This window comes from Glutamicibacter sp. X7 (genome assembly GCF_054889245.1).
This window is the reverse complement of the sequence record NZ_CM142678.1, coordinates 2,633,979-2,659,732: the sequence shown is the minus strand read 5'-3', so window position 1 is coordinate 2,659,732 and position 25,754 is coordinate 2,633,979. Positions and strand designations below refer to the sequence as shown.

The 25,754-nt window shown below is 61.6% G+C and carries 26 protein-coding genes; 14 read left to right on the top strand and 12 right to left on the bottom strand.

Annotation, left to right across the window (positions count from 1 at the left end; genetic code table 11):
* Nucleotide 1: 1 nt before the first annotated feature.
* Complete coding sequence (gene ccsB / locus ACYU0X_RS12735; protein ID WP_461901062.1) at nucleotides 2-1,060, top strand: c-type cytochrome biogenesis protein CcsB; 1,059 nt, start codon at nucleotides 2-4, stop codon at nucleotides 1,058-1,060.
* Nucleotides 1,061-1,154: 94 nt separating this feature from the next.
* Here ccsB and ACYU0X_RS12730 read toward each other — a convergent pair whose 3' ends face one another.
* On the bottom strand, nucleotides 1,155-1,529 hold the full coding sequence (locus ACYU0X_RS12730) for a PLD nuclease N-terminal domain-containing protein (protein ID WP_461901060.1): 375 nt from the start codon (nucleotides 1,527-1,529) through the stop codon (nucleotides 1,155-1,157).
* Nucleotides 1,530-1,581: 52 nt separating this feature from the next.
* On the opposite strand from ACYU0X_RS12730, the gene ACYU0X_RS12725 reads away from it, so the two are divergent.
* Nucleotides 1,582-1,869, top strand: a complete 288-nt coding sequence (locus ACYU0X_RS12725; protein WP_418907197.1) for a DUF4229 domain-containing protein — start codon at nucleotides 1,582-1,584, stop codon at nucleotides 1,867-1,869.
* Nucleotide 1,870: 1 nt separating this feature from the next.
* Here the strand turns inward: ACYU0X_RS12725 and ACYU0X_RS12720 are convergent, their stop codons facing one another.
* The 3 genes from ACYU0X_RS12720 to ACYU0X_RS12710 form a co-directional block, all read right to left on the bottom strand.
* Nucleotides 1,871-2,755 (bottom strand): 1,4-dihydroxy-2-naphthoate polyprenyltransferase, encoded by an 885-nt coding sequence (locus ACYU0X_RS12720; protein ID WP_461901059.1) that lies wholly within the window; start codon nucleotides 2,753-2,755, stop codon nucleotides 1,871-1,873.
* An 80-nt stretch (nucleotides 2,756-2,835) separates the two neighbouring features.
* Nucleotides 2,836-3,966, bottom strand: coding sequence for an AMP-binding protein (locus tag ACYU0X_RS12715; protein ID WP_461901057.1), 1,131 nt, complete (start codon nucleotides 3,964-3,966; stop codon nucleotides 2,836-2,838).
* Between the two features lie 18 nt (nucleotides 3,967-3,984).
* Entirely contained in the window at nucleotides 3,985-4,947 is a 963-nt protein-coding gene (locus tag ACYU0X_RS12710; RefSeq protein WP_461901055.1) for a 1,4-dihydroxy-2-naphthoyl-CoA synthase, read from the bottom strand.
* Nucleotides 4,948-5,129: 182 nt separating this feature from the next.
* Between ACYU0X_RS12710 and ACYU0X_RS12705 the strand changes: the two genes are divergently transcribed.
* The 3 genes from ACYU0X_RS12705 to ACYU0X_RS12695 are packed head-to-tail and all read left to right on the top strand — an operon-like array spanning nucleotide 5,130 to nucleotide 7,984.
* Nucleotides 5,130-6,353, top strand: a complete 1,224-nt coding sequence (locus ACYU0X_RS12705; protein ID WP_461901054.1) for a thiolase family protein — start codon at nucleotides 5,130-5,132, stop codon at nucleotides 6,351-6,353.
* Nucleotides 6,354-7,136, top strand: a complete 783-nt coding sequence (locus ACYU0X_RS12700) for an enoyl-CoA hydratase/isomerase family protein (RefSeq protein WP_418907192.1) — start codon at nucleotides 6,354-6,356, stop codon at nucleotides 7,134-7,136.
* Entirely contained in the window at nucleotides 7,133-7,984 is an 852-nt protein-coding gene (locus ACYU0X_RS12695) for a 3-hydroxyacyl-CoA dehydrogenase family protein (RefSeq protein ID WP_418907191.1), read from the top strand. Before ACYU0X_RS12700 ends, ACYU0X_RS12695 begins: the two co-directional genes overlap by 4 nt.
* Nucleotides 7,985-8,006: 22 nt before the next feature.
* Here the strand turns inward: ACYU0X_RS12695 and ACYU0X_RS12690 are convergent, their stop codons facing one another.
* Entirely contained in the window at nucleotides 8,007-8,903 is an 897-nt protein-coding gene (locus ACYU0X_RS12690; protein WP_418907190.1) for a serine protein kinase RIO, read from the bottom strand.
* A 142-nt stretch (nucleotides 8,904-9,045) separates the two neighbouring features.
* On the opposite strand from ACYU0X_RS12690, the gene ACYU0X_RS12685 reads away from it, so the two are divergent.
* The gene (locus tag ACYU0X_RS12685) at nucleotides 9,046-9,789 is read left to right on the top strand and encodes a tyrosine-protein phosphatase (protein ID WP_418907189.1); all 744 of its coding nucleotides are present in this window, start codon (nucleotides 9,046-9,048) and stop codon (nucleotides 9,787-9,789) included.
* Nucleotides 9,790-9,792: 3 nt separating this feature from the next.
* On the opposite strand, the gene ACYU0X_RS12680 is transcribed toward ACYU0X_RS12685, so the two are convergent.
* A complete protein-coding gene (locus ACYU0X_RS12680; protein ID WP_418909334.1) occupies nucleotides 9,793-10,149 on the bottom strand; it encodes a hotdog fold thioesterase in 357 nt (118 codons plus the stop codon).
* 142 nt (nucleotides 10,150-10,291) lie between these two features.
* Between ACYU0X_RS12680 and paaZ the strand changes: the two genes are divergently transcribed.
* Together paaZ and ACYU0X_RS12670 are read left to right on the top strand one after the other, a co-directional pair.
* Nucleotides 10,292-12,415 carry a phenylacetic acid degradation bifunctional protein PaaZ gene (gene paaZ / locus ACYU0X_RS12675; RefSeq protein ID WP_461901052.1) on the top strand — a complete coding sequence of 708 codons (2,124 nt, stop codon included), beginning with the start codon at nucleotides 10,292-10,294 and terminating at the stop codon, nucleotides 12,413-12,415.
* Between the two features lie 334 nt (nucleotides 12,416-12,749).
* Nucleotides 12,750-14,504 (top strand): carbohydrate-binding module family 20 domain-containing protein, encoded by a 1,755-nt coding sequence (locus ACYU0X_RS12670; protein ID WP_461901050.1) that lies wholly within the window; start codon nucleotides 12,750-12,752, stop codon nucleotides 14,502-14,504.
* Nucleotides 14,505-14,569: 65 nt separating this feature from the next.
* Here ACYU0X_RS12670 and ACYU0X_RS12665 read toward each other — a convergent pair whose 3' ends face one another.
* The 6 genes from ACYU0X_RS12665 to ACYU0X_RS12640 all read right to left on the bottom strand — a co-directional run bounded on the left by ACYU0X_RS12665 (nucleotide 14,570) and on the right by ACYU0X_RS12640 (nucleotide 21,119).
* The gene (locus ACYU0X_RS12665) at nucleotides 14,570-15,232 is read right to left on the bottom strand and encodes a nicotinamide mononucleotide transporter (protein ID WP_418907185.1); all 663 of its coding nucleotides are present in this window, start codon (nucleotides 15,230-15,232) and stop codon (nucleotides 14,570-14,572) included.
* Between the two features lie 111 nt (nucleotides 15,233-15,343).
* Nucleotides 15,344-15,976: a TetR/AcrR family transcriptional regulator gene (locus ACYU0X_RS12660; RefSeq protein WP_418907184.1), complete on the bottom strand. Its 633-nt coding sequence runs from the start codon at nucleotides 15,974-15,976 to the stop codon at nucleotides 15,344-15,346.
* A 30-nt stretch (nucleotides 15,977-16,006) separates the two neighbouring features.
* A complete protein-coding gene (locus tag ACYU0X_RS12655) occupies nucleotides 16,007-17,326 on the bottom strand; it encodes a phenylacetate--CoA ligase family protein (protein WP_418907182.1) in 1,320 nt (439 codons plus the stop codon).
* Between the two features lie 36 nt (nucleotides 17,327-17,362).
* Nucleotides 17,363-17,809 carry a hydroxyphenylacetyl-CoA thioesterase PaaI gene (gene paaI, locus ACYU0X_RS12650; protein WP_418907180.1) on the bottom strand — a complete coding sequence of 149 codons (447 nt, stop codon included), beginning with the start codon at nucleotides 17,807-17,809 and terminating at the stop codon, nucleotides 17,363-17,365.
* Nucleotides 17,810-17,898: 89 nt separating this feature from the next.
* Nucleotides 17,899-18,948, bottom strand: a complete 1,050-nt coding sequence (locus ACYU0X_RS12645) for a GNAT family N-acetyltransferase (protein ID WP_418907178.1) — start codon at nucleotides 18,946-18,948, stop codon at nucleotides 17,899-17,901.
* Nucleotides 18,949-18,962: 14 nt separating this feature from the next.
* Entirely contained in the window at nucleotides 18,963-21,119 is a 2,157-nt protein-coding gene (locus ACYU0X_RS12640) for a S9 family peptidase (RefSeq protein ID WP_461901047.1), read from the bottom strand.
* Nucleotides 21,120-21,333: 214 nt separating this feature from the next.
* On the opposite strand from ACYU0X_RS12640, the gene ACYU0X_RS12635 reads away from it, so the two are divergent.
* The 6 genes from ACYU0X_RS12635 to paaE all read left to right on the top strand — a co-directional run bounded on the left by ACYU0X_RS12635 (nucleotide 21,334) and on the right by paaE (nucleotide 25,751).
* Nucleotides 21,334-21,783: a DoxX family protein gene (locus ACYU0X_RS12635; RefSeq protein WP_461901045.1), complete on the top strand. Its 450-nt coding sequence runs from the start codon at nucleotides 21,334-21,336 to the stop codon at nucleotides 21,781-21,783.
* Nucleotides 21,784-21,922: 139 nt separating this feature from the next.
* Nucleotides 21,923-22,909: a 1,2-phenylacetyl-CoA epoxidase subunit PaaA gene (gene paaA / locus ACYU0X_RS12630; RefSeq protein ID WP_309406080.1), complete on the top strand. Its 987-nt coding sequence runs from the start codon at nucleotides 21,923-21,925 to the stop codon at nucleotides 22,907-22,909.
* 2 nt (nucleotides 22,910-22,911) lie between these two features.
* On the top strand, nucleotides 22,912-23,199 hold the full coding sequence (gene paaB, locus ACYU0X_RS12625) for a 1,2-phenylacetyl-CoA epoxidase subunit PaaB (RefSeq protein WP_309406082.1): 288 nt from the start codon (nucleotides 22,912-22,914) through the stop codon (nucleotides 23,197-23,199).
* A complete protein-coding gene (gene paaC / locus ACYU0X_RS12620) occupies nucleotides 23,196-24,056 on the top strand; it encodes a 1,2-phenylacetyl-CoA epoxidase subunit PaaC (protein WP_418907171.1) in 861 nt (286 codons plus the stop codon). Before paaB ends, paaC begins: the two co-directional genes overlap by 4 nt.
* 37 nt (nucleotides 24,057-24,093) lie before the next feature.
* On the top strand, nucleotides 24,094-24,594 hold the full coding sequence (gene paaD, locus ACYU0X_RS12615; protein WP_418907170.1) for a 1,2-phenylacetyl-CoA epoxidase subunit PaaD: 501 nt from the start codon (nucleotides 24,094-24,096) through the stop codon (nucleotides 24,592-24,594).
* Nucleotides 24,591-25,751 (top strand): 1,2-phenylacetyl-CoA epoxidase subunit PaaE, encoded by a 1,161-nt coding sequence (gene paaE / locus ACYU0X_RS12610; RefSeq protein ID WP_461901043.1) that lies wholly within the window; start codon nucleotides 24,591-24,593, stop codon nucleotides 25,749-25,751. The genes paaD and paaE overlap by 4 nt, the downstream gene beginning before the upstream one ends.
* Nucleotides 25,752-25,754: the final 3 nt, after the last annotated feature.

Genomic DNA, 25,754 nt, shown 5'->3' with positions numbered 1-25,754 from the left:
TTTGGCGCCCATCAATGAAACCTTAGGCACCTACAGCCAGCTGTTCATGCTGTTGGCGGCCATGGTCTATATGGTGGCGTTCATCTGCTTCGCTTTGGACCTGGCTAAAACCAATAAGACCATCGCCGCCCTCGACGCGAAGGCACTGGAAGAAGACCAGCGCGTGCTGGCCAGCGCCGGTGGGCAGAATGCTGCCGCAATCGGTACCGTGATGCCGACGCGTCGGGGCAATAGCGGCCGAGCGGATAACGTCGGCGAGGACGTGGTCAACGACGAGATGACCTACACCGCGCTTTCCCCCAAGCGTGGGATCGCGAAGATCGCCGTGGTGCTGACCTGGCTGGCCGTGGCCCTGCACGGCTTCGCGGTGGTTAGTCGCGGATTGGCGGCACACCGTGTGCCGTGGGGCAATATGTATGAGTTCCTCACCACCGGTGCCTTCGTGGTGGCGTTTGTCTATCTGGTGGCGTTGTTCTTCAAGGATTTGCGCTTCGTGGGCAGCTTCATCATCGGGCTGGTTACCCTGATGCTCTGCGCCGCCACCATTGGCTTCCCCACCCCAGTGGGGCACTTGGTGCCGGCCCTGCAGAGCCCGTGGATCGTTATCCACGTATCGATCGCCGTGCTGGCCAGCGCGCTGTTCTCGATCTCCTTTGCGATGAACGTGCTGCAACTTCTGCAGCACTCCCGGATGAACCGGTTGGCCGAGGGCAAGGAAGACAAACTGCCCTTCATGCGCTTGGTGCCGGGGGCCGGGGCGCTGGAGAACTTCGCCTACCGCATCAACACCATCGCCTTCGTGATGTGGACCTTTACGGTCATGGCCGGGGCGATCTGGGCCGAAGCGGCCTGGGGACGCTACTGGGGGTGGGACCCGAAGGAAGTTTGGTCCTTCGTGATCTGGGTGGTTTACGCCGGTTACCTGCATGCCCGCGCCACCGGTGGCTGGACCGGACCGCGTTCGGCATGGCTGTCGATCATCGGCTACGGATGCGTGATCTTCAACTTCACGATCGTGAATATCTACTTCAACGGCCTGCACTCCTACGCCGGCGTCTAGACGGTACGCCCCGCAGGAGCAGAAACGGCGAAGCCTCCGAGCCAATCGTGGTTCGGAGGCTTCGCCGTTTTAACGCTGGGCACTAATGCGCAGGCTAGGACTCATTCGGTGGGTTGGGGTCGTCCTTGGGTTTCTTGAGTTCGTCCTCGCGTTTTTTGAGTTCTTCCTCACGGGCCTTCAACTCGGCCTCGCGCTGCTGCTGTTTGCGCCACGTCTCGAGTTGGCGCAGGAATTGCTCGTCATCATCCGGGGCACCGCTGGGGGTACCCGGCGCCGGTTTTGTGCTCTCCGGGCGGCCTAGCAGGAACCATAATCCGGCACCAATAAAGGGCAAGAGGATGATCACCACGACCCAGGCTGGTTTGGACAGTGAGCGCACCTGATAGCGGTCTGCACGGGTGCACTCCACCAAGGTGTAGACGGTCAACGCCAAGGCGATTGGCGCGGCATACAGCAGAAAACGAACCATACCTACAGTCTAGTTTCCGTTGGGCCCGGTGAAGATCGCTAAACTGTAACATATGCAGTTTCTGAAGTATTCGTTGCTCCGATTGGGGCTGTTCGCCGCCGTTTTCCTGTTGCTGGCCTGGGGCCTACGCTGGGGCGTGTTTACCGCCGGGATCGTGGCCTTGGTGATTGCCTTCGCGGTGAGCTATTTGTTCTTCAACAAGCTGCGCCTGCAGGCCAATGAGGACATCCGCAAGGCCTTTAGCAAGACCAGCGCCAACAAGACCGAGGCCCAGCTAGCCGACGAGGCAGTCGAAGACGCCTATGACGAGCAGCGGCGTCGTGCCGAGGGCCAAGAGTAGCCTAGAACCACACCTTCAGCAGCACTGCCGCGGCGAAGAGCAATGCGTAGAGCAGGTTCACGACTCCGGTGAGCTTCAGGACCTGGACAAGCTTGGGAAGTCGCCGTTCGCGCAGCATCAGCCAGCAGGGCCACGCCGCCGGGAGCAGGCTGAGCAGGATCAGCCACATGAACGGAAAATCGAGGGTCAGTAGCAGCGGCAACAGAATGGCCGTGCTGATCATCAACACATAGCTCAGCCGTGCCCACTGTTCGCCCAGACGTACCGCAAGGGTCAGCTTGCCGACCTCGCGGTCGGTGGGGATATCGCGCACATTGTTGGCCATCAATAGCGCGCAACCGATCAGACCGGTGCCGATGGCGCCAAGCAGGCTGGGGTACGTGATGCGCCCGATCTGGGTGAAGGTGGTGCCCATGGTGGCAACGAGACCGAAGAAGATAAAGACATACACGTCACCCCAGCCGCGGTAGCCATAGGGGTTCTTCCCGCCGGTGTAGCCCCAGGCGGCGAAAATGGCCGCCACACCGACCAAGAGCAGGGGCCAAGCCTGGGAGATCACCACCAGCACGAGGCCGCAGGCGGCGGCCAGCCCGAAGCAGGCGAAGGCAGCGTTGCGTACCGTGGTGGGTTCGGCGAGCTTCGAGGCGGTCAGACGCAGCGGTCCGACGCGCTCATCATCGGTGCCGCGAATCCCATCGGAGTAGTCGTTGGCGTAGTTCACGCCCACCTGCAGCAGCAGACCCACCAGCAGGGCGAGCAGGGCCGGCAGTGGTCGGAATACACCGTCGTATCCGATGGCGGCGGCCGTGCCGATGATGATCGGAGCGATGACGATCGGCAGGGTGCGCAAACGCGCGCCGGCTACCCACTGGGAGAGCGTGGCCACGACTTGGGGTCCTTTCGGAAATGAAAAATTTGTACCCTTTAGTTTCCCGCGGATTCGGATGCTTGGCGAATCGAGCCGGTCTACTGGCTGAGGTCCTCGATGATCTTGCGGCGATCGAATTTCCCGTTCGGAAGCATCGGTAGCCCGTCACGGTAATGCTTGGTGCGTTTAGGCACCGCATGGGGGCCAATGGCCTGGCGCACCGCGGCGAAGGCGACGTTGGTGTCGGTCGGGCCGGAGTACCCGAGTCCCACCGCCTGGCCCCACTGCGCGTCGGGAACCGGCACGACGAGTACCTGATCGAAGAATTCCTCGAGGTGGGCGGTGAGCTGGCCGGCCGAGAGCTTGAGGCCGCCGGTGTTGATCACATCGTCGAGGCGACCGGAAATTTGTAGCCGCTGACCGCGCACGGTCCCGGCGTCGTCGGTGAGGTACCAGCGTTCGCCGTCGATGAGTGGGAAATGCTCGGCGGTGCCCGCCGGGTCACCGAGGTAGCCGTCGGCAAGCATCGGGCCGGTGACGCGAACCCGGCCCTCGGCGCCTACGGCGAGTTTGACCCCGGGCAGTGCGGTGCCGTTATACACCAGCCCGCCAGCGGTTTCACTGGAACCGTAGGTTTGGAAGATCCGCAGGCCGTGGTGCCGGGCCCGCATGAGCAGATCACGGCTGGCCCGTGCTCCACCGAGCAGGATCGCGTCGAAGCGCTTGAGCACGGCCACCGTCTGCGCCGAGGGGGAATCCAATAGTCGGGCCAGCTGGGTAGGCACCAGCGCGGTAAGCCGCTTCTTCTCGAGCATGGACTCGGCGGCCTGCGTGAATCCGGCCGGTGTGAACGTGCCCTCCTCCGGCAGCAGCACCGGACGGGTTCCGGCGAACAGCGATCGGGTGAGCACGCTCAGCCCGGCGATGTAGTGCACGGGCAGGGCCAAGAGCCATTGGCCCTCGAAACCGAGATATTCGGCGGTGGCCTGCGCGCTGGAGGCCATGGCCTCCACCGACAGCACCGTGCGCTTGGCCCGGCCGGTGGAACCGGAGGTGCGCACCACCAGCAGTGGCTGCTCATATCCGCGCAACTCCTGCTCCGTGAGTTGCTCGACCCGTACGCCATCGGGGGAGCTGGCGTCGGCCACGACCTCGATGGCCGGTCCGTCGGCGTTAATGCCGGCGGCCAGCTTCGAGAGCAGGCTCAGGTGTAGGGCTTCACTGGACATGGGCGGCGGCCTTTGCTGTTAGAAGTAGTACGGGTGGGAGGACCAATCCGGGTCTCGCTTGGCCAGGAAGGCGTCGCGTCCCTCCACCGCCTCGTCGGTCATATAGGCCATGCGGGTGGCTTCACCGGCGAAGACCTGCTGTCCGGCCAGTCCGTCGTCGGCGAGGTTGAACGCAAATTTGAGCATTCGGATGGCCTGCGGCGACTGGCGGGCAATATCCGCGGCATACTCCAAGGCGACCTCTTCGAGCCGGGCGTGATCCACGGCCTCGTTGACGGCGCCCATGCGCACCATGTCCTCGGCCGAGTATTCACGGGCCAAGAAGAAGATTTCGCGGGCGGTTTTCTGCCCGACCTGACGCGCCAGCAGGGCGGAGCCGTAGCCGGCGTCGAAGGAACCTACGGTGGCATCGGTCTGCTTGAACTTCCCGTGCTCGCGGCTGGCGATGGTCAGATCGGAGACCACATGCAGCGAATGTCCACCGCCGGCGGCCCAGCCGTTGACCACGCAGAGCACCACCTTGGGCATGGTGCGCATCAGGCGTTGGACCTCGAGGATGTGCAACCGGCCGGCGCGGGCCGGATCGATAGATTCGCGGGTCTCACCCTCGGCGTAGCGGTAGCCGTCGCGGCCGCGGATGCGCTGATCGCCGCCGGAGCAGAAGGCGAAGCCGCCGTCCTTGGGGGAGGGGCCGTTGCCGGTGAGCAGTACCGTGGCCACGTCCGAGGTCATGCGGGCGTGGTCCATCGCGCGATAGAGTTCGTCCACGGTGTGTGGGCGGAAGGCGTTGCGTACTTCGGGGCGGTCGAAGGCAATGCGCACGGTGGGCAGGTCGCGGAGCACGCTGCCGGAGGCGTCGCGCTCTACCTGACGGTGGTAGGTGATGTCGGTGAAGTCGAAGCCTTCGACTTCGCGCCAGCGCGAGGGATCGAAGGTGTCCGAAACCTTCGCGGGCAAAGAAGGATTGTCTACGGTACTCACCTTATGAATGCTAGTCGCTTCCGTGCTCAGGGTTCGAACTTGCGTCCGCGATTTTCCGTTGCGGGTTGGTCGGTTCGCACCTTGGGCCTTGACGCTGGTCACACCGGAATGTGATTCTATTAGTGAACGAATGGTCGGTAAGTAACCCGTGGGGCGGAGCGCCGCATGACGAAGGAGTATTCATGACCGAGGCATTTCTGGTGGGCGGTTCGCGCACGGCGGTTGGACGCTACGGTGGCGCCCTGAGCGCGGTGCGTCCCGACGATCTGGCGGCGGCGACCATTAAGGACGTGATCGACAAGGCCGGGATCGACCCGGCACTGGTCGACGAGGTCATCCTCGGCAACGCGAATGGGGCCGGTGAAGAAAACCGGAATGTCGCCCGGATGAGCTGGTTGCTGGCCGGTTTCCCCGACAGCGTACCGGGCATCACGGTGAACCGGCTCTGTGCCTCCGGGATGAGCGCCATTACCCTGGCGAGCCAGATGATCAAATCCGGTGCCGCCGACATTGTGGTGGCCGGTGGCGTGGAATCCATGTCGCGGGCCCCGTGGGTGATGGAGAAGCCGGCAAAGGCCTTCGCCAAGCCCGGCGAGGTCTACGACACCTCCATTGGCTGGCGTTTCCCCAACCCGAAGTTCCTCTCCGGGGAGCTCTCCCGCGATGGCAAGGCCACGTACTCGATGCCGGAGACCGCCGAAGAGGTCGCTCGGGTCTACAACGTCTCGCGTGAAGATTGCGATGCCTTCGCGGTGCAGTCTCACGCCCGAGCGCTGGCCGCGATCGAGGCCGGACGCTTCGTTGACGAGATCGTCCCGATCACCGTCCGTGGGCGCAAGGCCGATACCGTGGTGGATACCGACGAGGGGCCACGCCCAGGAACCACCGCCGAAGTCTTAGCCGGTCTGCGCCCGGTCGTCAGCGGGGGCTCGGTCGTCACCGCCGGCAACGCCTCGACCCTCAACGACGGTGCCTCGGCGATTCTGGTGGTTTCCGAACGGGCCGTCGAAAAATACGGGCTGCGAGCACGTGCCCGGGTGATTGACGGGCAGTCCGCCGGTCTGGCCCAGGAAATTATGGGCATGGGTCCGGTACCGGCAACCAACAAGGTGTTGCAACGCGCCGGGATTCAGATCGGGCAGATCGGCGCCATGGAACTGAATGAGGCCTTCGCCTCGCAGTCATTGGCGTGCATGCGCGAATTGGGGGTTGACGAGCAGATCGTCAACCGCGACGGTGGAGCGATCGCACTGGGTCACCCGCTGGGTTCCAGCGGCTCCCGGCTCGTGATCACCCTGCTCGGACGCATGGAGCGCGAACTCGCCTCAGATCAGCGCAAGCTCGGGGTCGCCACGATGTGCGTCGGTGTGGGTCAGGGCAGTGCGCTACTGGTGGAGGGCGTCTAGATGAGCTCCTTTAGCGCCGCCGATTTCACCACCCTCAAAGTCACCGAGGGAACCGACCGCTTGTGGGTGCGCCTGCATCGCCCAGAGGTCAGGAACGCCATCGATCAGCAGATGATCGATGAACTACATGCCGTCTGCGCCGAGCTCGAAGCCCGCCCGCGTATTTTGATTCTGGCCGGAAGTCCCGCCGACCCGGAGCACGGGCGCAAGGCGGTGTTCGCTTCCGGGGCCGATATTGCCCAGCTGCGCGAACGCCGCCGCGACGACGCCCTCGCCGGTATCAACTCCACCCTGTTCGACCGGGTCGCCAAACTGCCGATGCCGGTGATTGCAGCCCTCGACGGCTTCGTGCTCGGTGGTGGTGCGGAACTGGCCTACGCGGCAGACTTCCGGATCGGCACCCCAGAGGTGCGCATGGGCAACCCCGAAACCAATCTGGGCATTATGGCCGCGGCGGGAGCCACTTGGCGGCTTAAGGAGCTGGTTGGCGAACCGCTGGCGAAACTGATTTTGATGGCCGGCAAGGTGCTAACCGGCGAGCAGTGCCTTCAGACCGGCCTGGTGACGGAGCTGGTGTCCGGAACCGAATTGGATGGTGCCGCGGAGGCGCTCGCCGATCAAATTGCCGCCCAGGATCCGCTGGCGGTGCGGCTGAGCAAAACCGTGTTCCACACCCCGCGCGAGGTGCACCCCGTCATCGACACTCTGGCGCAGGGCATGCTCTTTGAATCTCAAGCCAAATTCGACCGTATGCAGGCCTTTCTTGAAAGGAAGAAGAAGTGAGCGATAACCAGGCACCCGAACGGGTCGGCGTCCTCGGCGGCGGACGAATGGGCGCAGGTATCGCCCACGGCTTCGTGCTCGCCGGATCGTCGGTGACGGTTGTGGAGCGTGACGCCGAGGCAGCCGAGGCCGCCCGCGGGCGTGTGCTCGATTCCATCGAGAAGTCCCTGGCCCGCGGATTCGCCGGTGACCGTGCCGAATTGGAATCTCGCTTGCAGGTCAGCGCCCACTACGCCGATTTCGCTCCGGCACAGCTGGTCGTTGAGGCGGTGCCCGAACTATGGGACCTGAAGGTCGAATCCTTACGCAAAGTGGAAGAGGTTATCGATTCGGAGGCCTGGTTGGCTTCGAACACCTCGTCCATCTCGGTCAGTGACCTTGCGCAGCAGTTGCAGCGCCCCGAACGTTTCCTCGGGTTGCACTTCTTCAACCCGGTCCCAGCCTCGACCCTGATCGAGGTCGTGATCGGTGCGCAAAGTGCGGCCGAGACGGCACAGATCGCTCGCGGTTGGGTGCAGGCGCTGGGCAAGACCGCCGTGGTGGTCAACGACGCTCCCGGGTTCGCCTCGTCTCGACTCGGGGTTGCCATTGCCCTGGAGGCCATGCGCATGGTCGAAGAGGGCGTGGCCAGCGCCGAAGACATCGACAATGCGATGGTGCTGGGATACAAGCACCCCACCGGTCCGCTGAAGACCACCGATATTGTGGGGCTCGATGTTCGCCTCGGCATTGCCGAGTACCTGCATGAGCGACTGGGGGAGCGCTTCGCGCCACCGCAGATCCTCAAGGATAAGGTGGCCGCCGGAGAGCTCGGTCGCAAGAGCGGACGAGGCTTTTACGACTGGTAGAAGCTATCCGGCGGCCGTCCCGCTAATACATGCTGGCCAGTAGCGAGGAGAATAACTGCTCCGGGTTCCGTTCCAGTCCCTTGGAACTGAACCAGGTGCAGATATTCACGCAGTCACGGTGCAGGAAGTCCAGCCCCTGCACGTTCCCGGCCAGATCCACACATTGCGGCATATCGATCAGCACGAGCCGGTCCCCGGCGACCAGTATGTTGTAGGGGGAGAGGTCACCGTGGGTCAGACCAGCGATGGCCAGAGACTCCATGGCGGCCTCGAGCTGTTCCCAGAGCAGCGGTAGGCGTCGATCGTGCCTAGGTAGCTGCGCCAGTCGTGGGGCAGCAGCCTGCGGATGCTCCGGGTCGGAGATGAACTCCATGAGGATCTCGGTGCCGTCGACCTGTACGGGATAGGGCACCGGCACGCCCGCCGCGTGGCAGGTTTTCAGGTAGTTCCACTCCGCGTTGACCCATTGCTGGGCGGCGACGAGTCGGCCAAAGGTACTGTTGTTGGCCACCGCGCGGTTATCGCGCGAGCGCCGGGCGGCGCGGCCCTCACTATAGGCCGCGGAGCGGGTAAATTGCGAATGATCGCGCCCGCGATAACGCTTTGCGGCCAGCAGCACCGAACGGCTATCGGTGGCTCGTTCGAGAAGAAAAACGTCACCTTCCTTGCCCGTTTTCAAAATGCCCAGTTCGGTGTCGATGGCTGCGGCATCCTCGATAATCCACTGTGGGTAGGGCTGGGGTCCGCGGCACGATTTTTCCACGTTGGGCCAGCTGGAATACCGCTGATGCTCCGGGAGCGCAGCGGGGTCTGTTGATTCGTTCCACTGCCGTTGGCGTTTGCGCAGCGGTTGAAAACTCTCAGCCTCCGTGGCCGATAAGGCGGCGGCAGAAGATGGGGTGGGGGCGATATAAGACACGGTCATAATCCTTGAGGTAATGGGGTAGGGCTGGGTGCAGATTCTGGACACTCATCGTTATCCCTCCTAAGGATCGTTAGTGATTGAGAAATCTCAATTGGTAAAACTCTACAACGCTGGCTGGCTATGGTGCAATGAATATATGAGCCCAGCTTTCGAGTACCGACCCCTGGCGGAGGATATGCCGTGGGAGGGTGCGGTCAACGCCCGCCGGATCATCGGCGGATGCTTCCGGATGGGGCGGCGGGAGTGGCTCACCGAGCGAGGCTGGCAGCAGGTGCGGGCTTCGGGCATCGCGCGCGTTATCGATCTACGCAACCCGGACGAGATTCGTACCCGCGATACCGACCCGCAAATCTCTGCGGCGGCCCTTGAGGGGCTGGAGCTACGAAATTTTCCGCTCGAGCGCCCCGGCAACGCCCGCTACGAGCGTCTCGCGGTGCCCTATATGAATCATCCGGCCCTGTATCGAGTGGTCTGCGAGGAGTTCGCTGAGCAATTGCGGGAGCTGTTTCGCTATCTGGCCGCCGATCCACGCCCGACTCTTCTGCACTGTTCGGCAGGGCGCGATCGGTCGGGGCTCATCGCCACATTGCTCTTGGCCCTGGCCGGTCGCCCGGAATTGGCCTATGAGCACGATCAGTGGGCGGTGCGCGGTATCAATGAATGGCACCGAGTGGCCCCGCGTCCGCACCCCTATGAGCGCTATCAGGGCGAAGCTGAACTATCGGCAAAGATTCGGGAGCGGGCTACGGCGCTGGCGGATTTTCTAAGCTGGCTCGGACCCGCGGATGAATATGTGGCCTCCCTGGGGTTGGACGCGACGGAGCTTAGCGCCCTTCGGGCGCTGCTCGACGTGCAGAACGCCGCAGATGCGGCCCTCTAGAGGCTAGTGACTAGGCTTGTCGATGACAAGGTTGGTGATGCGCAGGGTGCAGATCCGCCGTTGCTGCTCATCGGTGATCACCACTTCGTGACTCGTTAGTCGGCGGCCCAATTTGAGTGGGGTAGCGGTGATGGTGACCAGCCCATCGGTTGCCGAGCGGTGATGCGTGGCGTTGACATCGACGCCCACCACTACCTTGCCGAAGGTGGAGGCGTATTTCACCGCTGCCCACGAACCCACGGCCTCACCGACGGCCAGTGATGCGCCGCCGTGCAGGAGTCCGAAGGACTGAGTATTTCCGGCTACGGGCATGGTGGCCACGACTCGCTCAACGGACTCTTCGACGATGCGAACGCCCATTTTCTTGTCGAGTTCGCCCAGCTCGATCGTCCACGGTTGAAGGGAATTTTGCACGGGTTGCCTCGCTTAGGTGTTGTGACTCACGTTGTACTGTTACTGTTGATTCTAATACTGACCGATCGTTCAGGAAGGAATTATGTCGATGTCGACAGCCCAGATTGGTGTGGTCCCCAGCTTCATTGCCGGTCAATGGCAGAACCACGAGGCCCACGACGGAACCCAGGTGCTCGATGCGAACACCGGGGAACTACTGGCAACGGTGACCTCCGAGCGCCTCGACGTGGCTGCCGCCGTGCACCATGGGCGCACCGTCGGGCAGCGCTCACTCTCCGCGCTGACCCTGCATGAGCGAGCCTTGAAGCTCAAAGAACTGGCGATGTACCTGAACGAACGCCGCCCCGAGCTGTATGAACTCTCCTACCGGACTGGCGCAACCAAGATCGACTCGATGGTCGACATTGACGGCGGTATCGGTGTGCTGTTCACCTTTTCCTCGAAGGGTCGCCGCGAACTGCCCAACGCCAACGTCATCCTCGATGGCCCCAGTGAGCAGCTAAGCAAGGATGGCTCCTTCCTTGGAACACATGTTTTCACTCCGTTGGCCGGTGTGGCCGTCCAGGTCAACGCGTTCAACTTCCCGGTCTGGGGGATGCTAGAGAAATTTGCGCCGGCCTTCATCGCCGGCGTGCCAAGCATCGTCAAGCCGGCCACGCCGACCGGCTATGTGGCCGAGGCCGTGGTGCGGCTGATGCTGGATTCCGGGATTCTTCCCGAGGGTTCGTTGCAGTTGCTCTCCGGTTCGGCACGCGACATCCTGGATCATCTGGACTACCGCGATATGCTCGCCTTTACCGGGTCGGCGGCCACCGCCAACCGGCTCAAGTCTCACCCGAATGTGGTGGAGGGCGGCGTGCGCTTCACCAGCGAAACCGACTCGCTCAACGCGGCGATTCTGGGGCCCGACGCGGTCGAAGGAACGGCCGAATTCGATGCCTTCGTCAAGGCCGTGGTTACCGAAATGACGGTCAAGGCCGGGCAGAAGTGCACCGCCATTCGCCGCAGTATCGTCCCGCAGGCTCTCGTGGAGCCGGTGATCGCGGCGGTTTCGGAACGCCTCGAGCAACGCGTGGTGCTCGGTGACCCACGAGTTGAAGGGGTGACCATGGGTGCGCTGGCGTCCTTGGACCAGCTGCGCGATGTGCGCGCGGCGGTTGAAGACATGCTGGCCGCCGGTGGTGAAATTGCCTATGGGCGCTTGGATGCCCCGGCAGTGCGAGTTGCTCCGGAGAAGGACGCGGTCGCCGAGCGGGGTGCCTTCATGTCCCCGCTGGTGCTGCGCTGGGACGATCCGCAGAACCCGGTTGTGCACTCGCGTGAGGCCTTCGGACCGGTCTCATCGGTGATTGGATACGACTCGCTTGAGCAGGCCGTAGAACTAGCCGCCATGGGCTCCGGCTCTCTGGTCGCGACGGTGTGCACCAATGATGCCGAGGTCATGCGTGAGCTGACCGTGGGCATCGCCGCCCACCACGGACGTGTGCACATTCTGAACCGTGAAACCGCGCGCAGTAGCACCGGTCATGGTTCGCCGGTGCCGCACCTCGTACACGGCGGTCCAGGACGTGCCGGTGGCGGCGAAGAGCTGGGTGGTATTCGCTCGGTGAAGCACCACATGCAACGCACCGCGGTGCAGGGCTCGCCGAACATGCTGACGGCATTGACCGGCGTCTGGCACACCGGCGCGGATCAGCGACTGGCCGGCTGCGAACGCTTTGGCGGGCAGAGCCAGAACGTGCACCCATTCCGTAAATCGCTCGCCGAACTGTCCATTGGCGATGGCTTTGCCTCGGACCTGCGCAAGGTTACCTTGCAGGATATTAGCGATTTCGCCACCAGTACGGGCGATACGTTCTATGCCCATACGCAACAAGAAGCCGCCGCAGCGAACCCGTTCTTCCCCGGAATCGTGGCGCACGGGTACCTGCTGGTTTCTTGGGCGGCCGGATTGTTCGTGGAGCCGGCTCCGGGGCCCGTGCTGGCTAATTACGGGCTGGAAAATCTGCGCTTCATTACCCCGGTTGCTGCTGGCGATTCGATCCGAGTCACGCTGACCGCCAAGAAGATCACTCCACGGGTTACGGACGAGTACGGCGAGGTGGCGTGGGATGCGATCTTGCACAACCAGAACGACGAGATCGTTGCCACCTATGATGTGTTGACGCTGGTCGAGAAAAAGGATGAAACCTACGCGAACTTCGGGCAGTAAGTAGTCCTTAGAACGCAAAAGGTGGGCACCGCGCATGCGCGGTGCCCACCTTTTGCGCTTAACGCGCCATGCGTTCCGGTGGAGGTGTACACGTGCCCCAAACACGTGTGGAAACGCTTACAGTTTATAGCGAAACTCGAGGGTCTCCAAAAAATGTTTCGCCGATTTTAGTTGAACGTGTCGCGGATTTAACGAGTTTTCACAAATTGACCTCTTGGCGTAAATGAAGAAAGCGCTTACAGTTGTGTCGCAGGTCACGCATCTGACATGCAGGTGACCGGAACGGACGGCTTAGTCCGGGCCAAAATTCTCAGCACAGCAAAGGAGCTCAATCGTGGGTCTATCGTCATCACGCACCACATCAAAGTTATGGGGGAGGCGGGGCAAACTCAGTAGGCGGCTGGCTAGCGTTGCCGCCGGCGCGGCCTTACTGGCCACACCACTTGTCGGGGTACCAGCCCAGGCGGCCACGCCAGCGAACGACGGCAAGGATGTGGTCCTGAACCTCTTCCAATGGAACTGGAACTCGGTCGCCGATGAATGCACTTCCACGATTGGGCCTGCAGGTTACGGCTACGTCCAGGTTTCGCCGCCCGCCGAGCACGTTCAGGGTTCCCAGTGGTGGACCTCGTACCAGCCGGTGAGTTATCAGGTTGGGTCCAAGCTTGGCGATCGTGCGCAGTTCTCCGCGATGGTCCAAAGCTGCAATGACGCCGGAGTCAAGGTGATCGCCGATGCCGTGATCAACCACATGGCCGGGGCCGGTAAATCCGGTTATGGAACGCACGGCTCATACTTTGAGGAAGACAACTTCCCCGACTTTAAGTACGAGCATTTCAACGATTGCCGCACGAACATCTCGAACTACCAGGACCGCTGGCAGGTTCAGCACTGCCGCCTGGTTGGGCTGCAGGACCTGAAGACCTCGGACGGGTACGTGCAGCAGAAGATTGCCGACTACCTCGATGACCTGGTGTCGTTGGGCGTTTCCGGCTTCCGCATCGATGCCTCCAAGCATGTGCCGGCCACCGATCTGGAACAGATCAAGAACCGTATGCAGAACTCCGATGTGTACTGGGTACACGAGGTCATCGGCGCCGCCGGTGAACCGATCACCGAGGATGAGTATCTGGGCAGCGGCGACTCGCACGAGTTCGACTACGCCCGCCAGCTCAAGCACGATTTCGATGCTCAGATCGCCAACCTGCGCTTCATCGGCGACGGCAAGCTTCCAAGCGACCGGGCCGGTGTGTTCGTTTCAAACCACGACACCGAGCGTAACGGCGAATCCATGAGCTACAAGTGGGGCGCCAAGTACCTGCTCGCAAACACCTTCATGCTCGCTTGGCCATACGGTTCGCCGACGGTCTACTCCGGATACACCTTTACCGACTTCGATGCCGGGGCTCCGGGAGCTACCCAGAACTCGGTTCCGAACGCCGACTGTGATTCGGGCCAGTGGACCTGCGAGCAGCGCCAGCACGAAATTACCGAGATGGTCGGCTTCAACAACAACGTTGGCGACGCCCCAGTGACCCGCTGGTGGGACGATGGCTCGAACCAGATTGCCTTCGGCCGCGGCGATAAGGGATTTGTGGCTATCAACAACACCGGATCGGCCACGACCCGTACCTACACCAGTGACCTGGCCGCCGGTAACTACTGCGATGTTGTTTCCGAGAATGACCGTTCGATCGATGTGGCTGCCGACGGCACCTTCACCGCAACGATCCCCGCCTACGGTGCGCTGGCAATCCACACCGGCAAAATGGACTGCGAAAATCCGCCGCCACCACCAGGTACGGTCAGCGTCTCGGTCAACGCGGAAACCGTCTGGGGCCAGAACCTGCGCATCGTGGGCAACCAGAGTGCATTGGGTAACTGGGACCCGGCCGCCGGAGTCGAGCTTTCAGCGGAGAACTACCCGACGTGGACTGGAGCTGTGAACCTGGATGCGGGCACTGAGTTCGAGTACAAGTACGTCAAGGTTGATGGCAGCGGCAACGTGGTGTGGGAATCCGGTGCGAACCGGGTGGCCACAGTGGACGCCAACGGGGCGCTCACACTCAACGACAGCTGGCGAAACTAGCCCATAAACGTTGCGGCCCCGGCCCCCTTGTAAGGGGTCGGGGCCGCATTTTTGGGCCGAAAAAGTTACGCGTCCGCGAGCTGCTCGTCGCGGGCGGGTAGCTGACGCCAGGCAAAGAATCCGTACAGTGCGGCGATCACCATAAACACCCAGACACCAAGCAATGCGAAGGCTGGGTTGTTAGTGAATAGTGTGGCCACATAGACCGCGGCGGCCGCGGCCATGGTCAGCCAACCCAGACGGATGCCGCAAGCGATCAGCGCGAAACTAATGAGCACCACGGCCTCAGTAATGAAGGAAATCCAAATCGTTGACGTGCCGGGCGTGAAAATAAAGCCGGTGCTGAGCATTTCGCCCATATGCGCTGCGGTAAGGACGGCAACACCCAGCACGGCCAGCACCGCCGAACCCACGGTGAGCGGGGCGCGGGTGACCTTGCGCGTGAACTTGCCTTGGAATTCGAAGCGGGAGAAACGCCAGAGACCAAAGACACCGATCAGCAAGGCCGGAACACCGTAGAGCAAGAGCATCATGTCATATTGCATGGCGATCACCAGTGGACCGGCGAACGCGGAGAGGATTTGGGCCCACCAGCCTAAATCATTGCGGTGCGCCAGCATGAAACAGGCGATCACCGAGAGCACAGCACTGAGCGAATACAACGCCACCTGGGTGCCCGAGTCGGTTCCGGGGGACTGCGAGAAAAGGCTAAAGAATAGTTCTTCCACGACACTTCTTAGTTCAACGGGATGATCACGGTGAGCGCCAAAGGCACCCGAATGATGCTACCGGTCAAACCTGTGAAGGTGCTATCCGCACAACCCGTGATGGGTACCTCGTTACGCGGCCGAGCTTTTGGCTCGAGTGTCGTGTAGGCCGCCGAAAACAAGTGCGATGGCGTGTTGCTCCAGCGCCGAACCATCGATCGAGCCGGAATCTCGATACCACTCGACCACGGAGTTGATCATGCCGAACATCAGGCGGGCCGTGGTCCGAGAGTCCAGATCCGTGCGAACCGACCCTTCGGCCTGTGCCGTGGCCACAAGCTCGGCGAGCTTACGGTCGATCGCACGACGGCGTTCCACGGCGGCACGCTCGAGTTCGGTATTGCCGCGCAAGCGCAACAACAAGGTTACGTAGGGGCGCTGCTCGACGAGGATGCGGATTGTTGAGCGCAGGAAGAATTCCAACCGCTCATCCGCATCCCCATCGTGCTCGCCAACTTCACCCACGACGGCCTCCAGCGGGATGAGGGCCTGATCGAGAGCGAGCCGAAGCAGGTCTTGTTTTGAAGGAACATGATGGTAGATTGCCGATTTGCTGATGCCCAGCCGTTCGGCCAATTTACCCATGGAGGTCGCGTCATAGCCGTACTCGTTGAACGCTTGCACCGCAATGCGCAAAACCGAGTCTTGGTCATAGCCGGGGCGGCCGCGCCGCACGCCGTGTGTCGCTTTATCCTTGGAAGTCATGATCCTCCGATTATCCCATGCCTATAGTTCCTAGTCCTGACGCCGGTCGAAGATTCGCTTGAGCTTTCCCATGGAACGTTCGAGCGTTTCGGGTTCCACCACGCTGATGGCGCAGCTCGAACCAATGTGAATCTTGATCAACTTCGCCAGCTCAGCCCCGGCAGTGCGGGCATCATCGGCGCTGGCATCCTCGCGGCGTTCCACCTTCACCTCAAGCTGATCCATTCGATCCGGACGGGTCAAGATCAATTGGAAGTGCGGCGAGAGCGCCGGTACCTTGAGGATCAATTCTTCAATCTGGCTCGGGAAGAGATTCACACCCCGCAAGATGATCATGTCATCGCTTCGTCCGGTAATTCGTCCCATCCGGCGGTGCCCCGGGCGGGCGGTACCGGGCAAAAGGCGGGTCAGGTCGTGCGTGCGGTAACGAATGATCGGCAAGGCGCGTTTGGTCAGGGAAGTGAAGACCAGCTCGCCAGGTTCGCCGTCGCCTAAGACCTTGGACGAATCGAAGGCATCGATGATTTCGGGGCGGAAGTGATCTTCCCAGATGTGGCTGCCATCCTTGGTTTCGTTAGATTCGCCGGCCACACCGGGGCCCATGACCTCAGACAGGCCGTAAATATCGCAGGCGTCAAGGCCAAACATTTCCTCGAGCTCGTGACGCATTTCCAGAGTCCACGGTTCGGCACCCAGTACGGCGACCTTCAGCGAGGTATCCCGGGGGTCCAAACCCTGATGCTGCATGGCATCGCCGATGGTGAGCAGATAAGTCGGGGTACACAAGATGGCATCCGGCTCGAAATCTCGAATGAGGCTGATCTGCTTCTCTGTCTGCCCGCCGGACATTGGGATGACCGTCGCGCCGAGGCGTTCCGCAGCAGCGTGGGCGCCGAGCCCGCCGGTGAACAGACCATAGCCGTAGGCGTTGTGTACTTTCCAGCCGGGCTTTACGCCCGAAAGACGCAGGCAGCGTGCGCCCAGCTTTGCCCAGTCGTCGAGGTCTTGGCGGGTGTATCCCACGACCGTGGGGCGTCCGGTGGTGCCCGACGAAGCATGGATGCGTGCGACTTCATGCTGGGGAACGGCGAACATGCCAAAGGGGTAGGTTTCGCGTAGGTCTTCCTTCTCTGTGAAGGGGAAGATCTCGAGGTCTTTTAGTTCCTTGAAGTCATTGGGGTGCACACCCGCGGCATCGTACTTGGTGCGGTAGTGCTCCACATTCTCGTATGCGTAGTGCAAGGTTTCGCTGAGACGGGCGAGCTGGATGGATTCAATTTCATCGCGGCTCATTGTTTCTTCTGGATCCAGCGGATTGGGTAGCGAGTGGCGTTCTTCATTTGGCGACATGAGTCAGGTTTCCCGTCTGTGTGGTGGAAAGAGGGGTTAGCGTGCGGCGGGCTTGGGGACGGTGCGTGAACGACCGCGGAACTCCGCGACCGTTTCGCTGCTGCCATCCTCGGTGCTCTGTGTGACCGTAATGTCATAGACTCCGCTGCGGCCCATTTGGGATACGCGGCGGGCGGTGGCGGTCAACAGGCGTCCGGGAATCCCGGGGCGCAGAAAATTGATATCGGCTCCGGAAGCCACCGTGATCGTGTCATCGGAGCCTTCGGGGTGGTTGCAACTGAGGGCAAAGGCCGTATCGGCTAAAGCGAAGATCATTCCGCCGTGGGCGATGCCAAAACCATTGAGCATTTCGCGGCGTAGGGTCATGGTGATGACCGCGTGGCCGTCGGCAACTTCTTGGACTTCGATGCCCATCCATTGCGTGGCGTAGTCATTGGCCAAAATGGCGTGCTGCGTGGCGGGCTGAGCCGGTGCCTCGCTCATGGGCAAACCTCCGTGGAATTATTTACCGAACGATCATTAGGTAATAACAAAAGTGTGATCCACGTCAAGGTGCTTTGTCTAGTAGGTGACTAGCTTCGCGGGCCGCGCGGTAACCCCGCGCTCGCGTGAACGCGTGCCCCGAGCTCACGGATGAAGGGTTCTTTGAAGCGGTTATATTCCATGACTTCACCCTCATCCCCGCGTAACTGGGCTAAACGTTCGGCAGCCTGCCGCTTGGTGGCGGCATAGGCCTCGCGTTCGGTGCCGTGAGTGCGTAGATAGTCGCGAAAGAGCAACATTCGCAGCGGTTCGGTGCTCCCCAGCGAAAAAACATGGATGTTGGCCACGGGCATGGACTCGTGCGGCCTTGGACGGAACATCCGATGGGCATACCAGCCGGGTTCGCGGTGCCAGAACAGCAATCCAGCATCTTGCAAGGAGGGAGCGTAGCGTTCTTCGGCGTCGCCATCGGCTACCAGCAAGACCACATCGATCACGTTCTTCGCCGGCAGGCCGGGCACGGCGGTGGAACCCACATGTTCAATGGCCAACGCGCTGTCTCCCAGCGCACGATCAATCAGCGCCCGCAACCGGGCGAAGTCTTCTGGCCACCGCTCCTGCGGTGGATGAATCTGTACTATGCCAGGCTGGGCAAAGCCTTCGACTAGCTCGAAGCCGCTGGGCCCCTTCGGCTGAGTTGCCAGTAGCTCTTGGCACGGCAATAGGCAGAGGAAGCGCGGGGTCTGTGGCCACCGCGGATCGGTCGCGGTCGGCACGCAAATAAACCCACGGCGCTGGTAGAACTCGAGGGCATCGTGGTCGGTGCGCGCGATAACGTGTGTGCCGCAAGCCTGTTGAACCGCGCGCACAAGTTCTGTGCCCAGCCCGCGATGCGGGGTCAGGACTGCGAGATACTCGATTTCCACGGCCTCATCGTGCACTCGATGCCAAAAGGCCGCACCGATCAGCGCGCCACCCTGGTCAAAGGCCCCGATGGCCTCGAGGGTGGCGCACTGCTCGAGCAACGCCTGCAGCGCCGCCGGAGTTGGCGGATCGGCCGCACGCGTGAGTAATTCATGTAATGCCGAATCGTCGCGCCAGCGCGCGAAATCCATTGCACGAATACTGGTCTCGGACATAGAAGGTGGGTTCCCTAGTGCTCGGCGCCGGGGTTCAGGCCCAACGCGTCAAGGGCAAAGGCATAGTCCCAAGCCCGCGTCTTCCAACCTTCATAACGTCCGGAAGCCCCTCCGTGGCCCCCGTCCATTTCGGTCTTCAAGACGATCGGGGCGTCGCCGGTTGTGACCTCGCGCAGCTTGGCCACCCACTTCGCTGGCTCGACGTAGAGCACGCGGGTGTCATGTAGCGAGGTGACCGCGGCAATCCGTGGATAGGGCACTGCCGCGATATTTTCATAGGGCGAGTAGGACTTCATGTAGCGATACACCTCTTCATCGGTGATCGGGTTACCCCACTCCTCCCATTCCAAGGCCGAAAGCGGCAGCTCGGGGTCCAGGATGGTGTTCAGCGCATCGACGAAAGGCACTTGCGCGATCACCGCGGTATAGAGGGAAGGGGCCAAGTTGCAGATCGCGCCCATCAGTAGCCCACCGGCCGAACCGCCTAGGGCGACGATCCGCTGCGGATCGGCCCATCCGGTGCGAATAAGGTGCTCGGTGGCTGCGATGAAGTCGGTGAAGGTGTTCTTCTTGGCTAGCTTCTTACCCTCGAGATACCAATTGCGGCCGAGCTCGCCACCACCGCGGATATGCGCGATGACGAAGACCACGCCGCGGTCGAGCAGGCTTAGCCGTGGAATGCCGAAGCCCGGGTCCATGGATACTTCGTAGGAGCCATAGCCATAGATGAGTACCGGGCGTGGCGTGGAGGCGTCCACATCCGCGCGCCGCAGGATGGTCAATGGAATCTTGGTGCCGTCGGCTGCGGTGGCCCATTCGCGGGTGGCGAGATAGTTCTGCGGGTCGTAGTTATTGACCGGAGTCTGCTTGCGCAACACAAGCTCGCCGGTGGCTAGCCAGTAGTCATAGACACGAGCCGGTGTGAAGTCCGAGGTATAGCTGATCCGGATCAGCGGTGCCTCCAGATTCGCCATCACAGGAGAGGCGGTGAATAATTCTTCGCCGAAGTCCGGTTCACTGACCGGACGCTGTTGGTCGGTACCAAGGTGCTCCAGCGGCAGGAGTTGGACCCGCTCGCAGGTATCGCGTCGCACGGCGAGCACCACATGACTGGAGGTCAGTAGCGAGCCTTCGAGCTTGACGTCGTCGCGGTGGGATACGAGGGTGCGCCAGCTGCTGGGGTCGGCGTCCGCGCCCAGTTCATCGAGCATCGCCAACGACAGCATGTTATTCGGCGCCTGATGGTCATGGGTGATGATCGCCTGGGCGGGAGTTTGCGCGGTCAGTTCCACCGAATGCAACAGGCGTAGACTGCGCGGGACCAGAAGCTGGACCGTGGCCTGCGGGTCGGTGAGATCCAGCGCGCTGGTTTCGGCGTACTCGGAGTTGCCGCTGGAGATCAGCAACTGTCGCTTGTCGGCGCTCAAATCGAAACCGAGCCACATGCCGGGATCGTCCTCTTGGAATACGAGCTCGTCGCTGGCTGGATCGGTACCTAGTACGTGGACCTTGATCTGATGCGGGCGCCAGGTGTCATCGACCACCGTGTAATAGATCCGCTGGGCGTCGGGGGAGAAGGCCAGGCCGTAGAAGACACCCTCAATTACGTCGGGTAACAGCTGTCCGGTGCGCAGATCCTTGATGTAGAGCGTGAATCGCTCGTCGCCGGTGGTGTCGATGCAGTACGCCAGCAGGTTGGTGTCCTGGCTGATACTCATCCCACCGAGGGCGAAAAAGCTGTGTCCCTCGGCCAATTCGTTACCATCGATGAGAACTTCTTCGCCCTCGATGGTGGTCTCGGCGCTAATGGTTGGTGGGGTCCAGTCGGCGGTGGGGTTGCCGGTATCGGCGGCGCGTAGTCGGCACTGAATGGTGTAGGGCTTGCCTTCCACGGAGCGCGTGTAGTACCACCAGCCGCGTCGGCGAGCTGGGACGGAGAGATCGGTTTCCACGGTGCGGGCCTTGATCTCGTTGAAGATGTCTTCACGCAACTGCTGCTGGTCCGCGGTGACGGCGTCTGTGTAGGCGTTTTCGCGTTCGAGATGCTCGATGACTTCGGGATCCTGCTTATTCCGGAGCCACTCGTAGTCATCGGTGAAAGTATCACCGTGATGCACGCGGGAGGTGGGAACCTTTTTAGCCACCGGGGCCACAATCGTTTCGCTCGTCATGGCACTATTCAAGCGCATTCAGCCCGTATGCGGTGTGCAGTTTTCTCAGCGCTGAAAGCCAATGGGGGCGTTGTGGGTGATTCCACGATCTATGTCACATTCGTTGAAGCTTCAATTATCTGCGGGTAGGGTGGAGGTGTACTCGTTGAATTGGCGAGTGCGCGCATAAACACCCGCACCTGATGCTCACCTCGTCGACCGAAAGATCGAAGTTATGAACACCGTACGCAATAACGCTGCACTCCCATCCCTCGGACTACTTATCCTGCGCCTAGGGCTAGGTGTTGTTTTTGCCGCCCACGGCTGGCAGAAATTTTTCCAGTTCACCCTCGAGGGTGCCGCTGGTGCCTTTGCCCAGATGGGTGTGCCCGCCGCGGAGTTCGTGGCCCCACTCGCAGCCACCTTGGAACTAGCCGGTGGCGTGGCGCTGATTCTGGGCGTGGCAACTCGCATCGTCGGCATCCTGCTGGGACTCGAGATGTTGGTGGCCGGGGTGCTGGTACACCTTCCGGCCGGTATGTTCGTGGCCGATGGTGGCGTGGAGCTCGTACTGGTGCTTGCGGTGGGCGCTTTGGCGCTGGCACCGATTGGCCCGGGTCGCTACGCGGTTGACGCTTTGTTCGTTGGGGGATCAAAGCGTTCCGAGCGGTCACTGGCCAGCTAGTCCAACGTAGGATCTACCCCCGGAAAACCTCGGTTTTCCGGGGGTTTTTCTATTTTCTGCGACCTGTTGACGTGACTGAGGGCACTCCAATATACTGAACGAACGGTCAGTAAATAATTGAACTTCAGTGAGGTGAACCATGGCCGCGACCACACCGCAAAATGCAGGGCTCAGTGCCGTGCCCAGCTATGAGCAGGAACAGTCCCAGGCTCGCTTCGATGCCCTTATCGAGCAGGATTCGCGTATTGAGCCGCGCGACTGGATGCCCGAGGCCTACCGCAAGACGCTCACGCGCCAGGTTTCGCAGCACGCGCACTCCGAAATTATTGGTATGCAGCCAGAGGCCAACTGGATCACCCGCGCTCCTTCGCTAAAGCGCAAGTCCATCCTCATGGCCAAGGTGCAAGATGAGGCAGGGCACGGCCTCTACCTATACTCGGCCGCCGAGACTCTAGGAACGCCGCGCGACGAACTGAACGATCAGCTAATGAGCGGACGCGCGAAGTACTCGTCGATTTTCAATTACCCGGCTCGTTCATGGGCCGACATGGGGGCCATCGGCTGGCTCGTCGATGGCGCCGCAATCGCCAACCAGGTGCCGCTATGCCGCGCCTCGTACGGACCGTACGGCCGAGCCATGGTCCGAATCTGCAAGGAAGAATCATTCCACCAGCGTCAGGGCTTTGAGATTCTCTTGGCTCTCTCGCGCGGCACCGAGGCACAGCGCAAAATGGCTCAAGACGCGATCAACCGTTTCTACGAGCCGTCGCTGATGATGTTTGGGCCGCCGGATGAGCAGTCGCCCAACTCGGCACAGTCGATGGCGTGGAAGATCAAGCGCTTCTCCAACGATGAGTTGCGTCAGCGCTTCGTCGGCATGATCGCCGAACAGGTCAAGGTGCTGGGCATGACGTTGCCGGATCCGGAGCTGCGTTTCGACGAAGAGACCGGCCGGTGGATCCACAAGGAACTGAACTGGGATGAATTCATGGCAGTGATCAAGGGCAATGGTCCGATGAACTCGCACCGACTCGAACGTCGACGCGAAGCCCACCGCGAAGGTGCCTGGGTGCGCGAAGCCGCAGCCGCCTACGCTCGCAAGTACGAGAACAGCGAGGTCGCCTAACCATGAGCAGCAACACCTGGCCCCTGTGGGAAGTCTTTGTTCGTTCGGCCCGCGGCCTGTCGCATGTGCACGCCGGCTCACTACACGCCCCGGATGCCGAGATGGCGGTGCGTAACGCCCGCGACCTCTACACCCGCCGCAATGAGGGCATTTCCTTGTGGGTTGTGCGTTCCGAAGACATCATTACCTCGGACCCCGATGAAAAGGATTCGTTCTTCGAATCCCCACAGGGTAAGGACTACCGCCACGCGACCTATTACAAGGCCAGCGAGGGAGTGAAGCACCTGTGAACCACGACGAACTGGATGCAACGCTCGATAGCTTCGGCGACGCCCTAGCATCGGCCACCCGCGTGACCCCGGGCAATGCCTTGCGCCCCGAAGACATTGCGGTCGACGGGGTTATTCCGGACGAAGACCTGGCCCAGTACGCCCTGCGCCTGGGCGATGACGCCCTAATTTTGGCTCAGCGCCTCTCGCACTGGATCTCCCGAGCCCCGGAGCTTGAAGAAGACGTGGCCTTGGGGAATATCGCCCTCGATGTGCTCGGCCATGCCCGCTCCTTCCTCACCTATGCCGGTTTGGCGTGGGATAAAACGGAAGACGATCTGGCTTACTGGCGTGAAGAGGAAGAGTTCACCTCGTTGCACATCGTTGAGCAGCCCAACGGTGATTTCGGAGTAACCATCACCCGGCAGCTCATCGTTTCGATCTACCAGTACCTGTTGTATTCAAAGCTCGCGGCATCGGCCGACCCCACCCTCGCGGCCATTGCGGCGAAGGCGGTCAAAGAGGTGGACTACCACCGCGACCATGCCACGCAGTGGACCCGACGCCTCGGACTGGGCACCGAAGAGTCCGCGCAGCGTATGCGGCACGCACTGGAAATCCTCTGGCCCTATGTCGATGAAATGTTCCAGGACGAGGCCTTGCATGAGCGTCTGGGCGACCGCGCGGTCTTACCTTCGAGCCTGCGCGAGGACTGGGAACAGCAGATTACCCAGGTTCTCACCGACGCGGGACTCGAAGTTCCTCAGGTGGGCATGGCCATGGCTCGTGGGCGCGGCGGAGAACACTCCGAGCATTTGGGGTACATCCTCGCCGAAATGCAGGTACTGGCCCGCAAACACCCCGGCGCAAGCTGGTAGGTAAAACCAATCAATTTCAAGGACCCGGGTGGAGGTTATGAACGCAGTAGAGCAGCGTAGCCGCGAAGAACTGATCGCGCTAGCAGCCACGGTCAATGATCCGGAAATTCCGGTACTGTCCATCAATGATCTGGGCATCCTACGCGATGTCCAAATGTTGCAGGACGGCACCGTGCGCGTGACCATAACCCCCACCTACTCGGGGTGCCCAGCGATGGATGTGATCACTTCGGACCTACACGAGGTGTTTACCGACGCTGGCTACCCCCGGGTAGAGGTCAAACTCGTCTTGAGCCCAGCGTGGAGCACGGACTGGATGAGTGAGGAAGGCAAACGCAAACTGACCGAATACGGCATTGCCGCCCCCACCGGCACCGGGCATGCAGGCCCGGTGACCTTGGGTCTGAGCGTTAAATGCCCGCGTTGCCACTCACTGAACACTCGTGAACTCGCTCGCTTCGGCTCGACCTCCTGCAAGGCGCTCTACACCTGCAAAGACTGCCTGGAACCCTTCGACTACTTCAAGGTGCTCTCATGACCGAACAGACCACATCCGCGCGTCGTCGCGCCGCCTTTCACCGCCTGACCGTTTCACAGGTACGGCGGCTGACCAAGGATTCCATCGAAGTCACCTTCGCCATCCCAGAAGAGCTCTCGGATGAATATGACTACGTGGCCGGCCAGTATGTGGCCCTGCGCAAAGAACTGCCCAATGCCGAGGGGAGACTGCAGGAGGTGCGCCGCTCCTACTCCATCTGCGCCGCACCGACCGGTAGCGAAATCAAGGTAGCTATCAAGCGCGATCTCGGCGGTATCTTCTCCACCTGGGCGAACGAAGAGCTAACCGCCGGCGACGAAATCGACGTGATGAGCCCGGCCGGAGCGTTTATCTCCAAACACAAGCTCACCGGGATGAACGATCCGAGTTCCGTAGACACCGAAACCCAGGATCAATTCGTCGCCGTCGCCGCCGGCAGTGGCATCACACCGGTGCTGGCCATTGCACGTACCATTCTGGAAGCCAATGACCATACGCGCTTTGACGTGATCTACGCGAACAAGGCCGCCATGGACGTGATGTTCCTCGAGGAACTGGCCGATCTGAAGGATCGCTATCCCTCCCGGCTGGCCCTCCACCACGTGCTCAGTAGGGAACAGCGCATCTCGCCGCTGCTCTCGGGCCGTATTGATGCGGAGAAGCTAACCACCCTGCTAAACACCGTGGTTCAGGCGCCGAACGTCGACGAATGGTTCCTTTGCGGCCCCTTCGAACTGGTGCAACTGGTGCGCGATCAGCTTTCGGCCCTGGACGTTCCGGCCGAAAAGGTCCGTTTCGAGCTGTTTACCACCGGAGAACCGAATCGGCCCGAAGGCCAGATCGGGCGCCCGGTCGTGGTGGCCGAGGACGAGGAAGCCTTCGAAATCAGCTTCAATTTGGACGGGCTCAAGGGCGAGGTGCGCTCGCCGGTGGCCGCCAACGAGACCGTGCTCAATGCGGCACTGCGCGTCCGTCCGGATGTGCCCTTCGCCTGCGCGGGCGGCGTCTGCGGTACCTGCCGCGCCAAGGTCACCAGCGGCTCGGTCACGATGGCGGAGAACTACGCTCTGGAACCAGAGGAAGTCGAGCAGGGATATGTGCTGACCTGTCAGTCCCACCCAACCACCGGAAAGCTCAGCGTCGATTTCGATGCCTAAGCG

Coding starts and splice junctions, on each gene's coding strand:
- ACYU0X_RS12730 (WP_461901060.1), bottom strand. CDS start 1,529: ATGGTTCGTTTTCTGCTGTATGCCGCGCCAATCGCCTTGGCGTTGACC.
- ACYU0X_RS12725 (WP_418907197.1), top strand. CDS start 1,582: ATGCAGTTTCTGAAGTATTCGTTGCTCCGATTGGGGCTGTTCGCCGCC.
- ACYU0X_RS12715 (WP_461901057.1), bottom strand. CDS start 3,966: ATGTCCAGTGAAGCCCTACACCTGAGCCTGCTCTCGAAGCTGGCCGCC.
- ACYU0X_RS12705 (WP_461901054.1), top strand. CDS start 5,130: ATGACCGAGGCATTTCTGGTGGGCGGTTCGCGCACGGCGGTTGGACGC.
- ACYU0X_RS12700 (WP_418907192.1), top strand. CDS start 6,354: ATGAGCTCCTTTAGCGCCGCCGATTTCACCACCCTCAAAGTCACCGAG.
- ACYU0X_RS12685 (WP_418907189.1), top strand. CDS start 9,046: ATGAGCCCAGCTTTCGAGTACCGACCCCTGGCGGAGGATATGCCGTGG.
- ACYU0X_RS12680 (WP_418909334.1), bottom strand. CDS start 10,149: ATGGGCGTTCGCATCGTCGAAGAGTCCGTTGAGCGAGTCGTGGCCACC.
- paaZ (WP_461901052.1), top strand. CDS start 10,292: ATGTCGACAGCCCAGATTGGTGTGGTCCCCAGCTTCATTGCCGGTCAA.
- ACYU0X_RS12660 (WP_418907184.1), bottom strand. CDS start 15,976: ATGACTTCCAAGGATAAAGCGACACACGGCGTGCGGCGCGGCCGCCCC.
- ACYU0X_RS12655 (WP_418907182.1), bottom strand. CDS start 17,326: ATGTCGCCAAATGAAGAACGCCACTCGCTACCCAATCCGCTGGATCCA.
- paaI (WP_418907180.1), bottom strand. CDS start 17,809: ATGAGCGAGGCACCGGCTCAGCCCGCCACGCAGCACGCCATTTTGGCC.
- ACYU0X_RS12645 (WP_418907178.1), bottom strand. CDS start 18,948: ATGTCCGAGACCAGTATTCGTGCAATGGATTTCGCGCGCTGGCGCGAC.
- ACYU0X_RS12640 (WP_461901047.1), bottom strand. CDS start 21,119: ATGACGAGCGAAACGATTGTGGCCCCGGTGGCTAAAAAGGTTCCCACC.
- ACYU0X_RS12635 (WP_461901045.1), top strand. CDS start 21,334: ATGAACACCGTACGCAATAACGCTGCACTCCCATCCCTCGGACTACTT.
- paaA (WP_309406080.1), top strand. CDS start 21,923: ATGGCCGCGACCACACCGCAAAATGCAGGGCTCAGTGCCGTGCCCAGC.
- paaB (WP_309406082.1), top strand. CDS start 22,912: ATGAGCAGCAACACCTGGCCCCTGTGGGAAGTCTTTGTTCGTTCGGCC.
- paaD (WP_418907170.1), top strand. CDS start 24,094: ATGAACGCAGTAGAGCAGCGTAGCCGCGAAGAACTGATCGCGCTAGCA.
- paaE (WP_461901043.1), top strand. CDS start 24,591: ATGACCGAACAGACCACATCCGCGCGTCGTCGCGCCGCCTTTCACCGC.